The 12,231-nt window shown below is 71.0% G+C and carries 10 protein-coding genes and 1 tRNA gene; 8 read left to right on the top strand and 3 right to left on the bottom strand.

All coding sequences use genetic code 11. The features are described from left to right. Nucleotides 1-9: 9 nt before the first annotated feature. The 7 genes from N8I84_RS19820 to N8I84_RS19785 all read left to right on the top strand — a co-directional run bounded on the left by N8I84_RS19820 (nucleotide 10) and on the right by N8I84_RS19785 (nucleotide 8,855). The gene (locus N8I84_RS19820) at nucleotides 10-360 is read left to right on the top strand and encodes a metallopeptidase family protein (RefSeq protein ID WP_200421795.1); all 351 of its coding nucleotides are present in this window, start codon (nucleotides 10-12) and stop codon (nucleotides 358-360) included. 1,004 nt (nucleotides 361-1,364) lie between these two features. Beyond that, on the top strand, nucleotides 1,365-3,596 hold the full coding sequence (locus tag N8I84_RS19810) for a DEAD/DEAH box helicase (RefSeq protein ID WP_263230770.1): 2,232 nt from the start codon (nucleotides 1,365-1,367) through the stop codon (nucleotides 3,594-3,596). Between the two features lie 168 nt (nucleotides 3,597-3,764). Then, nucleotides 3,765-5,339, top strand: coding sequence for an amino acid permease (locus tag N8I84_RS19805; RefSeq protein WP_263230769.1), 1,575 nt, complete (start codon nucleotides 3,765-3,767; stop codon nucleotides 5,337-5,339). Nucleotides 5,340-5,474: 135 nt separating this feature from the next. Then, nucleotides 5,475-5,547: transfer RNA gene (locus N8I84_RS19800), tRNA-Lys, on the top strand. A gap of 491 nt (nucleotides 5,548-6,038) precedes the next feature. After that, the gene (locus N8I84_RS19795) at nucleotides 6,039-6,980 is read left to right on the top strand and encodes an STAS domain-containing protein (protein ID WP_263230768.1); all 942 of its coding nucleotides are present in this window, start codon (nucleotides 6,039-6,041) and stop codon (nucleotides 6,978-6,980) included. Between the two features lie 103 nt (nucleotides 6,981-7,083). Continuing rightward, nucleotides 7,084-7,584 carry a DUF5994 family protein gene (locus N8I84_RS19790; protein ID WP_263230767.1) on the top strand — a complete coding sequence of 167 codons (501 nt, stop codon included), beginning with the start codon at nucleotides 7,084-7,086 and terminating at the stop codon, nucleotides 7,582-7,584. Nucleotides 7,585-7,661: 77 nt separating this feature from the next. Further along, nucleotides 7,662-8,855: a PP2C family protein-serine/threonine phosphatase gene (locus N8I84_RS19785; protein WP_263234824.1), complete on the top strand. Its 1,194-nt coding sequence runs from the start codon at nucleotides 7,662-7,664 to the stop codon at nucleotides 8,853-8,855. A gap of 24 nt (nucleotides 8,856-8,879) precedes the next feature. Here the strand turns inward: N8I84_RS19785 and N8I84_RS19780 are convergent, their stop codons facing one another. Continuing rightward, nucleotides 8,880-9,362 carry a DUF5994 family protein gene (locus N8I84_RS19780; RefSeq protein ID WP_263230766.1) on the bottom strand — a complete coding sequence of 161 codons (483 nt, stop codon included), beginning with the start codon at nucleotides 9,360-9,362 and terminating at the stop codon, nucleotides 8,880-8,882. A gap of 244 nt (nucleotides 9,363-9,606) precedes the next feature. Between N8I84_RS19780 and N8I84_RS19775 the strand changes: the two genes are divergently transcribed. Next, a complete protein-coding gene (locus tag N8I84_RS19775; protein ID WP_263230765.1) occupies nucleotides 9,607-9,891 on the top strand; it encodes a hypothetical protein in 285 nt (94 codons plus the stop codon). Nucleotides 9,892-9,931: 40 nt separating this feature from the next. Here the strand turns inward: N8I84_RS19775 and N8I84_RS19770 are convergent, their stop codons facing one another. After that, nucleotides 9,932-11,515 carry a site-specific integrase gene (locus N8I84_RS19770; RefSeq protein WP_263230764.1) on the bottom strand — a complete coding sequence of 528 codons (1,584 nt, stop codon included), beginning with the start codon at nucleotides 11,513-11,515 and terminating at the stop codon, nucleotides 9,932-9,934. Beyond that, nucleotides 11,512-12,198, bottom strand: a complete 687-nt coding sequence (locus N8I84_RS19765; protein ID WP_225099820.1) for a helix-turn-helix domain-containing protein — start codon at nucleotides 12,196-12,198, stop codon at nucleotides 11,512-11,514. The genes N8I84_RS19770 and N8I84_RS19765 overlap by 4 nt, the downstream gene beginning before the upstream one ends. Nucleotides 12,199-12,231: the final 33 nt, after the last annotated feature.

The following is a 12,231-nucleotide window of genomic DNA, read 5'->3' as shown; positions in this document are numbered from 1 at the left end:
AATGGCCCTGTGCTGGAGATGACGCGCGAGGAGTTCGAGGAACTGGTCGCCGAGGCGCTCGACCGGATCCCGCCGGAGCTGACGCGGCTCATGGACAACGTCGCGGTGTTCGTCGAGGAGGAGCCGCCCGCGGACGATCCCGGGCTGCTCGGGCTGTACGAGGGCACTCCGCTGACGGACCGCGGCGAGTGGTACGCGGGCGTACTGCCGGACCGGATCACGATCTACCGGGGGCCGACCCTGCGGATGTGTGAATCCCGGGAGGACGTGGTCGCGGAGACCGAGGTGACGGTGGTGCACGAGATCGCGCACCACTTCGGCATCGACGACGCCCGGCTGCACTCGCTCGGGTACGGGTGACGTGGGACGGCGTGCGGTCGGGGTACGGGTGACGCGGGACGACGTGCGCTCCGGTACGGGTGACGTCCGGGAGGCGATGTCCGCGGTGGCCGTCGAGCGTCCTTGCGTACAGGTGACCTCGGGCGGGTGACGTTGCCTTCGCGCGGCGCGTGTCCTCTTGCGGGCGGCGGGAGTTGGGCAGGCTGACTTCTCGTATGCCCCGGAGGTGGCTGCCCGTGCGCGCCAGTTACGTACCCGTCCGTCTGGCCGCCACGGTCATGGCCCTCGCCGCCGCCACCGGCTGCATGAGCGTGGGGGACGACGCGGGCGCTCCGTCGCAGACGCCTCCGGTGGGGCGGCACGGCGGGGCGGCGCCGGACGGGGGTTCGGCGACGAGCGGGGGCGCGGACGCGGGCCTGCGCGGAGCGGCGGCCAAGGGGGGTCGCCGAAGCCGGCCGGGTCCGGGGCCGGGGTCCTCCGCGCCGCCCTCCGCGTCGGCGTCCAGGGGCGGCGGGTCGAAGGGCGCCGAGCCGACCGCCAAGGGGACGTCACAGCCCGGCAAGGGGGCGGCGGCGGTGCGGTGCCGCCCGCGCCGACGGTGGGGGAGCCGGACCCCACGCAGACCTCGGTCGACCCGACGCCGACGCCGGACCCACCGTCGCCGACCCCGACGACCGCGGAGCCGTCGTCCTCGGCGCCCGGGCAGGCCACGCAGTTGTCGCAGCGAGAACCGGCGCCGCGAGCGGGGATCCCGGCGGCATAGGCGTGTCCGCATCCAGGGTCCGCGCCCGGAGTCCTGGTGCCTGTGGCGAGAGTCACCCGGAGGGGGCGTGGATCGGTTTGCTTTCGGCGGGCCGAGGTGCGTATCTTGGTAGATCGTTTGATCCCATTTGCCCGGCGCCTTGAAGACGCGCCGCGTGTGGCGCGTACTCTCCCTTGCCGTGGCCGGACCGCATCGAGGCGGTCGAATGCGACTTCACGGATGTTTGGGCACGTGCCAGAACTCCGGAAGGTTCACATTTCGCATGTCTGTTGCCGGTACCGAGCACATCGTCCTGTCCGCGGACGACTCCCAGAACACCGAGGGCACCTCTGTGGCCGCTGAGGCCCAGGACACCGCCCCCGAGATGACCTTCGCCGACCTCGGCCTGCCCGAGGGCGTCGTCCGCAAGCTCGCGCAGAACGGCGTCACCGTCCCCTTCCCGATCCAGGCCGCGACCATCCCGGACGCCCTGGCCGGCAAGGACATCCTCGGCCGTGGCCGCACCGGCTCGGGCAAGACGCTGTCCTTCGGTCTGCCCACCCTGGCCATCCTGGCCGGCGGGCACACCGAGAAGAAGAAGCCCCGGGCCGTGATCCTCACCCCGACCCGTGAGCTGGCCATGCAGGTCGCGGACGCGCTCCAGCCCTACGGCGACGTGCTCGGGCTGAAGATGAAGGTCGTCTGCGGCGGCACCTCCATGGCGAACCAGATCTACGCCCTCGAGCGCGGCGTGGACATCCTGGTCGCCACGCCCGGCCGGCTGCGCGACATCATCAACCGCGGCGCCTGCTCCCTCGAGGACGTGCGGATCGCCGTCCTCGACGAGGCCGACCAGATGTCCGACCTGGGCTTCCTGCCCGAGGTCACCGAGCTGCTCGACCAGGTCCCGGCGGGCGGCCAGCGGATGCTGTTCTCCGCGACCATGGAGAACGAGATCAAGACCCTCGTCGACCGGTACCTGAACGCCCCGGTGAGCCACGAGGTGGACGCCGCCCAGGGCGCGGTGACGACCATGTCGCACCACATCCTCATCGTGAAGCCCAAGGACAAGGCCCCGGTCACCGCCGCGATCGCCTCCCGCAAGGGCCGCACCATCATCTTCGTGCGCACCCAGATGGGTGCCGACCGCGTCGCCGAACAGCTGCGCGACGCCGGGGTGAAGGCGGACGCGCTGCACGGCGGCATGACCCAGGGCGCGCGCACCCGGACGCTGGCCGACTTCAAGGACGGGTACGTCAACGTGCTCGTCGCGACCGACGTCGCCGCCCGCGGCATCCACGTCGACGGGATCGACCTGGTGCTCAACGTGGACCCCGCCGGGGACCACAAGGACTACCTGCACCGCGCCGGCCGTACGGCGCGTGCGGGCCGTACGGGCACGGTGGTCTCCCTCTCGCTGCCGCACCAGCGGCGCCAGATCTTCCGGCTGATGGAGGACGCGGGCGTCGACGCCTCGCGCCACATCATCCAGGGCGGGGCAGCGTTCGACCCGGAGGTCGCCGAGATCACCGGCGCCCGGTCGATGACCGAGGTCCAGGCGGAGTCCGCCGGGATGGCCGCGCAGCAGGCCGAGCGGGAAGTCGCGCAGCTCACCAAGCAGTTGGAGCGGGCGACGCGGCGCGCGGCCGAACTGCGGGATGAGGCCGACCGCCTCGTCGCGCGTGCCGCGCGGGAGCGGGGCGAGGACCCGGAGGCCGCGGTGGCAGCCGCGGCGGCGGAGAGCGTCGAGGCGACGGCCGAGGTCTCGGTGCCGGAGCAGCGGACCGCCAAGGAGGCGGAGCGCGGCGAGGGCGCCGAACAGGGCGAGCGCGCGGAGCGTACGGCCGGTTCGTCGTCGTACGAGCGGCGTGAACGCCGGGAGGAGCGCGGCGGTTTCCATCGGGACCGCGGTTTCGACCGTGACCGGGACCGTGGCTCCGACCGCCGGGACGACGACCGTGGCGGCCGTTCGTTCGAGCGGCGCGACGACCGTGGTGGTTTCCGTCGTGACAACGACCGGCGCCCGTTCGACCGTGACCGCGACCGCGGCTTCGCCGGCCGTGACCGCGACCGCGGCTTCGACCGCCGTGACAACGACCGCGGCTTCGACCGCCGTGACAACGACCGCCGTGACAACGACCGCCGTTCGTTCGACCGGCGTGACGACCGCGGTGGCTTCCGCCGCGACGACGACCGCGGTGGCTTCCGCCGCGACAACGACCGTGACCGCCGCCCGTTCGACCGCGACCGCCGTGACAACGACCGTCGTTCGTTCGAGCGGCGTGACGACCGTGGTGGTTTCCGTCGTGACAACGACCGGCGCCCCTTCGACCGGCGTGACGAGCGCGGCGGGCACCGTGGCAGCGACCGCCCGTTCAACCGGGACCGCCAGGGCGACCGCCCCGGCTTCCGCTCCGGCGGCCACGACCGCCCCAACGGCCGTCGTGACGACCACCGCGGCACCGGCTCGTTCGGCCGCCGCGAGGACAAGCCGCGCTGGAAGCGCAACGGCTGACGCCGAGTGAGCCAGGAGGGCCCGTACGACTTCCCGTCGTGCGGGCCCTTCCGTTTTCCGTCGTACGGGGCCCTTCCGCGCACCACGGCGGCAGTCCTTTTTCGGGCCGTCGGTTTCAAGTCATCGGGTGACGCATGTCACGCCCCTGGCGAGGGAATCGCTGGGGGCATGACAGATGACGTCAGAGCGAGTGGGCTGTCGGACGAAGAGCGGCTGGCCCAGCTCGGCTACACACAGGTTCTCGCGCGCCGGATGTCGGCGTTCTCCAACTACGCGGTCTCCTTCACGATCATCTCGGTCCTCTCGGGCTGCCTGACCCTCTACCTCTTCGGGATGAACACCGGCGGCCCCGCGGTGATCACCTGGGGCTGGGTGGCCGTCGGTCTGATGACGCTGTTCGTCGGGCTGTCGATGGCCGAGATCTGCTCGGCGTACCCGACCTCCGCGGGCCTGTACTTCTGGGCCCACCGCCTGGCGCCGCCGCGCTCGGCCGCGGCGTGGGCCTGGTTCACGGGCTGGTTCAACGTGCTGGGTCAGGTGGCCGTGACGGCGGGCATCGACTTCGGTGCCGCGTCCTTCCTGGGCGCGTACCTCAACCTCCAGTTCGACTTCGAGGTCACCCCCGGCCGCACGGTTCTGCTCTTCGCGGCGATCCTGCTCCTGCACGGCCTGCTGAACACCTTCGGCGTCCGTATCGTCGCCATCCTCAACAGCGTCAGTGTGTGGTGGCACGTGCTCGGCGTCGCGGTCATCGTCGGCGCGCTGGCCCTCGTACCGGACCACCACCAGTCGGCGTCCTTCGTCTTCACGAAGTTCGTGAACAACACGGGCTGGAGCAGCGGCACGTACGTGGTCCTGCTCGGTCTGCTGATGGCCCAGTACACCTTCACCGGCTACGACGCCTCCGCCCATATGACGGAGGAGACGCACGACGCGTCCACGGCCGGCCCGAAGGGCATCGTCCGCTCCATCTGGACCTCCTGGATCGCCGGCTTCGTCCTCCTGCTGGGCTTCACCTTCGCCATCCAGTCCTACGACAAGGAACTCCAGTCCCCGACCGGCGCGCCGCCCGCGCAGATCCTGCTGGACGCCCTCGGAGCGAGCGCGGGCAAGCTGCTGCTGCTCGTGGTGATCGGCGCGCAGCTGTTCTGCGGGATGGCGTCCGTGACGGCCAACAGCCGCATGATCTACGCCTTTTCCCGTGACGGGGCGCTGCCGTTCTCCCGCGTGTGGCACACGGTCAGCCCGCGCACGCGTACCCCGGTGGCGGCGGTGTGGCTGGCGGCGATCGGGGCTCTGGCCCTGGGCCTGCCGTACCTGATCAACGTGACCGCGTACGCGGCCGTGACGTCGATCGCGGTGATCGGCCTCTACATCGCCTACGTCATCCCGACCCTGCTGCGGGTCCGCCGGGGCGGGACCTTCGAACGCGGCCCGTGGCACCTGGGCCGCTGGTCCCAGCCGATCGGCGTGATCTCGGTGGCCTGGGTCGTCGTGATCACGGTCCTCTTCATGCTCCCGCAGGTCTCCCCGGTCACCTGGGAGACGTTCAACTACGCCCCGGTCGCCGTCCTGGTCGTCCTCGGCTTCGCGGCCACCTGGTGGCTGGCCTCGGCCCGCCACTGGTTCCTCAACCCGGACCACGAACGCACCCGCATCCGCGAGGCCGCCCTTCCCCAAGCTCCCGGCTCCGCTCGAGCAGGGGAGACCCCAAGCGGCGCTCCCGAGCCGGCCGACCCGTAGCCCCACCGGCCACCCGCACGGCCTCCCCGACACCCACCCACATGCCACCCACAGCGAACACTTCCGGCCCGCCTCCCCGATACCCGATCGGAGATACGGCCTCGTCGGGCTATGCTCGGGGAGGCAACATCGCGAGGGCCCTTAGCTCAATTGGCAGAGCAGTGGACTTTTAATCCATTGGTTGTGGGTTCGAGTCCCACAGGGCCTACGGCTGGCAGGCGGGGGATATGGCCCCTGGCCTGCTACGCAGCGTCCGAGTCGGCGTCAGCTGGCTCGGACGCTGCTTCGTTTCCGGGCTCCTGCGTGAGCGATGCGTGAGCGGGAAGCGCGGCCACCTGCGGCGGTTTTGTGTGGGGCCGCCCTCAGCGGATACCCGGCGGGCGTGAGGTACGGCAGTGTGCCCCACGAGTGGGCCGTCTGCCCCGGATGTCTCCATGAGCCTCGGCAGGCGGTGCGCTCCTTACGGGCCTTACGGGTGAGCCCGTCCGGTGCTGCGGGTCGAGTCGGCCGGCGGCGTACGGTGGAGATACCGAGGGCATCACGCACTCCGGCCGTCCTGCCGGGTCGTCCTCGGCGAGAGACGAACCCCGGGCCGTCCGAGCGGCGGTGCGGAGACGGGTCGGCAATCATGCCCGCCGCGATCACAACAACTCCGCACCCTTCCCTGGTCGTTGCGTTTCCCTGCCGAAGGGCGGGGTGATGGCCGTGCAGCGCCTGGACATCCACCGGCGTGACCGGGGGGAGCGGGCCCTCGTCACGCTCGTCGGCGACATCTGGCCGGCCTCGGCGCCCCTGCTGCGGGCCGCGCTGGAGCAGTGCCTGCGCGACGGCATGACCGCCATCGACGTCGATCTCACCACGGTCGGCTCCTGTGACGCCAAGGGCCTGGACGTCTTCCTGGCGGCGTCACGGCATGCCGGCCGCGTGCACGCCTGCCTGCACCTGCACCATCCGTGCGCGCAGATCACCCGGCTCCTCGCCTTCACCGGCTCCGCGCCCCTGCTCCGCGATCTGCTGGACCCGTCCGCGGCGGGTCCGTCGGCCGGCGGGACGCAGACGTCCGGCGACCGCGCCGGTGCGCCGGTCGTCAAGGACGGGATCCGCCTGCGCAGGCTGACTCGCCGGCAGGTGGAGGGGATGAGCGAGGACATCGCCGACCTGGCCGTGGCCGGCCCCTTCCTGCGGGACGACTTCCTGCGGCGGCTTGCCGTCAGCGCCCGACGGCCTGGCTTCGCGCTGCTGGTGGCCGAGACGACGGTGTTGGTGGGGTGCGTCTTCGGGTTTCCGGTGAGTCCCGTCAGCCGGTCCGAGCAGGGGTTGCAGGAGAGCGTCCAACGGCTCACCGGCTGTGCCCGGTTCCTGCTCCTCACCCAGGTCGTGGCGCACCAGCACCCACAGCGCCGCGACATCGGCCGCCGTCTGCAACAGCGTCTGCTGGCCGATGAGCGCACCGAGCTCGGAGTGGCCCTGCTGAATCCGGCCGACCGGGCCGGACAAGCCGCCTACGACTCGTGGGGCTGGCGGAACCACGGGGAGATGGTCGGGCTGCCCGGTCGGGGCGCTCCTTGCGTGTTGACCCTGTTCCGGGGAAGCGGACCGTCGCTTCCAGCGCCTCGGGCCGCCCGTCCAGGCCGGGCGTAGCCTTGAAGACACCGAGAGCATGTCGGGCGCATGATCAGGACAGCGCCGTTCCCGGCGAGTGGCGAACGAGGGCAGCTCCAGGCCGCCCGGACGGGATCGCACGATGGACTCCCCCACACCGCCCGTAGGAGACCGGCCGCCGGGTGACGCGCACACGTACAGGATGCCGCTGGCCCGGCTGAGGCTCACGCCGGAGGCCAGCCATGGCCCGCTGGACGGAGCGTGGTGGCCGCGTTGCGACGCCCTGGAACTGGAGCTGCCCGCGCTCGTGGGCTCGCTCGACCCCGGCCGTGGCACGGTCACCCGCGTCACGGTCGGCGCTGCGGCCTGGCCTGACGCGCCACTGACCGTGTCGGCGCCGGACCACGTGATCGAGGTCGTCCTGAGCGACGCCACCGCCAAGGAGCATGCCATCACCCTGGACTGCGGCACCCTGGGGCGCTGGGAGCTGCTGGTCGTCCCGCCCGACGAGCCGGCCGGAACCGCCGAACGCCTGCTGACCGCCGCCGCCGATCCGTGGAATCCGCTGTCGGCTCAGCGCACCTTGGCACATGTCGAGGACGGCTTCGGCCGGGACGGCGCAGGGGAACAGCACGGCCCATGATGGAGTGATGGGACGGGTAGTCCATTCGCCGGTCGACCCCGCCGCCGGTGTCCGTGTGGATCACGGTGGGTGAGCTGATGACGGCCGAACCGGGCACGGACCGCTCCGAGAGCTTCGGGGAAGCGCTTCTGGGGGCGGTTCTCGACCGGGCGCACGAGCTCCCGCCCCACCTCATCGGACCGCTGGTCGCCGACGTGGTGGAGCGGCTCGGCGGCCGCCGTCCGCAGGTGCTGCTCCAGGACTACGGTCAGTTGCTGCTCGTACCTCTGCGCGGTGAGGGCCTCACGGGCGGGGATCCGCAGGACATCGACGCTTCCGTCGCGGGCCGGTGCTTTCTCGACGCCCAGCCCGTCGAGGTGCCCGAGGCCGACGGCGTACGGGTCCACCTGCCGCTGCTGGACGGCGGCGACCAGGTGGGCGTCATGGCCGTGACGCTGGACCGGGTCGATGACGACGACCGGCGGCTGCTGGCCAGGCTCTCCGGCCTGGTTGCCGACCTGCTGGTGACCAAGCACGGCTACTCCGACCTGTTCTTCTCCACCCGCCGCGGTGAGCCGATGAGCGTCGCCGCCGAGATCCAGTGGTCCCTGCTGCCGCCTCTGGCCATGGTCATGCCGCGGGTCGCCGTGGCCGGGATCCTGGAGCCCGCCTACGACGTGGCGGGGGACAGCTTCGACTACGCGCTCAACGGTGACATCCTCCACGTGGCCATGATCGACGCGATGGGGCACGGCCTGGGAGCGGCCACCATGGCCACCGTGGCCATCGGCGCCTACCGTCACGCCCGCCGCCTCGGTACCGGCCTGTCGGAGATCTACGCCGCCATGGACGTCACCGTGGTACACCAGTTCGGCCCTGACCACTTCGTCACCGCCCAGATGATGCGGCTGGACACGGCCACGGGGCGGATGCACTGGGTCAATGCGGGACACCCGCCACCGATACTCGTGCGCGATCACCGCGTCGCGCGTCGGCTGGTCGCCCCCACGACCCTCCCGGTCGGCCTGGGCGGGCCGGCGCCGGAGGTCAGTGAGCTGGACCTGGAGCGTGGAGACCGCGTCCTCTGCTTCACGGACGGACTGATCGAGGAACACGCCGTGGGTGAGGAGCAGTTCGGTGAGGACCAGCTGATCGACTGCGTGAACCGGCTGGAGAGGACCGGTCGCGGGGTCCGGGCGGTGGCGCGCTCCCTGTCGCACACCCTCAAGCGAGCACGGGGCGGACACACGACGGACGACGCGACGCTGCTCCTGGTGGAGTGGCGCGGCTGACCGCACCACCGGCAACGACGAAGGTCAGCCGGACGGCCTCTGCCCGCTTCCCGTGTCGATGAGGATCTGCCCCGCCTCGCTGACGTTGCCGGCCAGGGCAGCCTGTGCCATCGCAGCGCGGGCGGCCTCGGGAGGCGTGTCCGGTGGGACCACCAGCAGCGAGAAGAGGTCACCCTCGCCCCGGGTGATCAGGACCGTGTCGTCACCCACCGGGAAGGAGTCCACGTGTACCACGTGGTCGCCGACGACGATCCGGGTCGGGAGCCCCTCCCAGGCCGTGGCATCCAGCCCGACGCGGGTCAGGGGGCCCAGGTGCTCGGTGAGGGCGCTCAGCAGCGCGGGCAGCTCGGCACCGATGTCGCGCGACCGCGGCCACCACGCCCCGTCGAGGACGCCTTCGCGCGATGCCGTCGTCTCCAGCCGGAGCAGTGCACTCCCCGGCCGCACGGCATGGTGCACACCGCTCGGCAGGTGCCTGGAACCAGGGGATGTGTCGGAGCCGGTCATGGAGGACCACCTGTCCGGGATCCGGTGCGAACACGGGATCCGCCTCGCTTCTGACCACGCTACTCCCCATCACCGCGAGCATCGGCGTCGCCGGGAATCGCCGGGACGCCCGCATACAGCGAGGGGAAGCCGCATGAGGGACTGCGCGGCGGGGCACCCGGGCGGCGGAGGCTGTGAGCGAGGCCGCAAGGCCCACTGCCTGTCGGCATCAGCAGCCTCGGATACCAGCCTGGGAGCGCCAGAGATGACGACACTCCGTGAACGCAAGACCTACCGCAAGTCCGTCCTCCGGCAACTCTACGGAGCCATGGAACGCAACCGACCTGAGGTCAGCGGGGCGGCACTGCGCGAGGCGCTCCGGCTGCCCGACGACGACCTGTCCGCAGCCTGCGCCTACCTGGCCGACGAGGGCCTGATCACCGTCGAGTGGACGTCGCACAAGACGCCCGCCACCGTCTCACTGTCCCATGAGGGCATCCGTTACATGGAGGAGGAAGAGGAGTGGGGTGATCCCAGGCCGAGTGAGTGACGCGGCTCCACGCCCGGTCGCTGCTTTTCGGGCCGGGACTTCAATCCCCGTGTGATGCCTGGGCGGATGTGCCGGTGGCCTGCGGATCGAACGCTGCCGGGGCGGACGGTTCGGCGGCTGCCGGACGGGACCGCGGGATCAGCTTCGCTGCCTTCTCAGCGATTTCGCGGTCGAGCTCCGGGAGCAGGCTCGTGTACGTGTCCGAGGTCAGCGTGATGGTGGAGTGCCGGAGGGTCTCCTTCACCGTGTGGATGTCGCCGCCGCCTCCGTGCGTGAGCGTCGCGGCCACGTGGCGCAGGTCCCGCAGGGTGATGGGGGGCAGGTCGGTCGTGGCGAGGATACGGCGGAAGGTCTCCGACACCGTCTCGGGGTGGAGCCGGGAGCCGTCCTCCTTCGTGAAGACCTTGCCCGTGTCCTGCCAAGCTGCGCCCCACTTGGCCCGCTCCTTGTCCTGGCGGGCCTTGTGGTCGCGCAGGACGGCGATGTTCATGCTGTCGAGCGCGATCGTGTTCGCGCTGCCGTCCGTCTTCGGCTCGGACTCGTAGGGGTCCCAGCCGTCCACCACGATCTCCTTGGCAGGGGTGATGAGGCCGGCGTCGAGATCGATCTCGTGCCAGTCCTGGCCGACCGCCTCACCGCGCCGGAGGCCACGGGTGCCCATCAGGTGGAAGGCCGCGTACAGACGGTCGCCCTCTGCGGCGTCGAGGAAGGTGCCGAACTGCTGCGGGGTCCAGACCATGACCGCGCCGGGGATCTCGCCCGTCTCGCGCCAGCGTCGGACCCGCTCCTCGGTCCAGAGGAGGGGCTTGGGGCGCCTGCCGGACTCCAGCTCGACGTGGGAGGCCGCGTTGAAGGTGATGAGCTGCTGGGCGATCGCGGAATTCAGCGCCGCGCGCAGGGTGCGGCGGATCGCCTGCCGGGTGGCCGGGCCGGTGATCTTTCGGAACGGCTTCATCTCCGCCAGCTTGGCCCGCTCGGCCGCGAGCAGCTTTCGCTCGGCCCCTACGGGTCGCCCGGGTTTGCTCGGCTTGCAGCGGGCGATCTGCTCGCGGCGGGCCTCGTTCTCGGCCGCGATCACCTCGTTCTCGTCGGCGATCGCGTCGAACATCTCCACCAGGTGGCCGACGTTGAGCCGGTCGAGGCGCACGTGGCCGATGCGCGGCTTCAGGTGGACGCGGATGTGGGAGGCGTAACCGTTCAGCGTGGTCTTGCGGCGCTTCTTCGCGGCGAACCACTGGTCGAGCCACTCGCCGACGGTGAGGCTGCCACGGAGGGCCAGGCCCGCACGCAGACGGCGTTGGGTCTCCTCGATGGCTGGCAGTGGGGCCTTCTCGGCCGCGACCTCCGCCAGCATGGCGGCGAGGCGCTGGAGGCTGTCGGGGTCGTCCTTGTCCGCGAGGGCCAGCAGGGAGCGGACGTGGTCGAGTTCCGACTGGGCGTCCTTGAGGGACTCGTAGCCGGCGCGGCTGAAGGAGCGACGGGTGCCGTCCTCGCGGGGCGGCAGTTCCTGGCGTATGGAGTAGTAACCGTGCTTGCGGCCCTTGCGCTTGGGGCACGAGGCGCCGAGTTCCTTGCCGGTCTTCGGGTCGCGGCAGGAGCAACGGCGGTAGGTGGAGCCCTTCAAAGGCGTTCCTCCGGGGTGGTTTCGGTATCGGGTTCGGGCGGGTCGACATCGCCCAGTGCGGGTGGCAGATCAGGTGGGGTGGCCCCCTCCTCGCGGAGGTCGCGGCGGAGGTAGCGGAGCCTGTACTTGGCCGAGACGGCCTGATCGGCGTACTTGGCCTGCTGGCGCTCGGCTTCTTCCTTCTCGGCGCGGCTGGTGGCCGTCTTGGCCGCGAACCGGGCCTGTTCTTCCTCTTCGAGCGCGGCGAGAGCGGTGCGGACGAGACTGGCGTGAAGCTCGAAGTCGGGGACCAGGCCCGCGTCGTAGCCGGGTACGTCCTCTTCCCCGGTGAAGCGCCGTAGGGCGTCCCAGGTGGGCACGAGGTGCTGGAAGGGGAGTTCCTGGGTCTTTTCGACGTAGCCGACCGGGAAGATCAGGCAGACCGGGTACGTCTCCAGGGCGGCGGCCAGGACCATGACGTCCGCGAGGGGGAGGTTGGCCCGGCGGCCGGACTCCATGTTGGCGATCACGTTGCGCGGGATGGGATGTCCGAGCTGTTCGCACCGGTCCGCCAGGTCCTGTGCGCTCCACCCCATCTCCTTCCTTCTGCGCCGGACTTCGCCGGCGACGTTGGCCTTGATCCGGTCCGCCCACTCGGGGACGTCGTCCTCGTCACTTCCATCATCGAAGCCGCGTTGTGTCATAAAGACACATTAGCTTGGCCATCCTGGTTGGTA

The organism is Streptomyces cynarae, from assembly GCF_025642135.1.
GTDB lineage: Bacteria > Actinomycetota > Actinomycetes > Streptomycetales > Streptomycetaceae > Streptomyces > Streptomyces cynarae.
This window is presented reverse-complemented; position numbering and strand designations above follow the sequence as displayed.

Excerpts from the sequence above, each read along its gene's own strand:
- N8I84_RS19810 (WP_263230770.1), top strand. The coding sequence starts at position 1,365 with ATGTCTGTTGCCGGTACCGAGCACATCGTCCTGTCCGCGGACGACTCC.
- N8I84_RS19805 (WP_263230769.1), top strand. The coding sequence starts at position 3,765 with ATGACAGATGACGTCAGAGCGAGTGGGCTGTCGGACGAAGAGCGGCTG.
- N8I84_RS19795 (WP_263230768.1), top strand. The coding sequence starts at position 6,039 with ATGGCCGTGCAGCGCCTGGACATCCACCGGCGTGACCGGGGGGAGCGG.
- N8I84_RS19790 (WP_263230767.1), top strand. The coding sequence starts at position 7,084 with ATGGACTCCCCCACACCGCCCGTAGGAGACCGGCCGCCGGGTGACGCG.
- N8I84_RS19785 (WP_263234824.1), top strand. The coding sequence starts at position 7,662 with ATGACGGCCGAACCGGGCACGGACCGCTCCGAGAGCTTCGGGGAAGCG.
- N8I84_RS19780 (WP_263230766.1), bottom strand. The coding sequence starts at position 9,362 with ATGACCGGCTCCGACACATCCCCTGGTTCCAGGCACCTGCCGAGCGGT.
- N8I84_RS19775 (WP_263230765.1), top strand. The coding sequence starts at position 9,607 with ATGACGACACTCCGTGAACGCAAGACCTACCGCAAGTCCGTCCTCCGG.
- N8I84_RS19765 (WP_225099820.1), bottom strand. The coding sequence starts at position 12,198 with ATGACACAACGCGGCTTCGATGATGGAAGTGACGAGGACGACGTCCCC.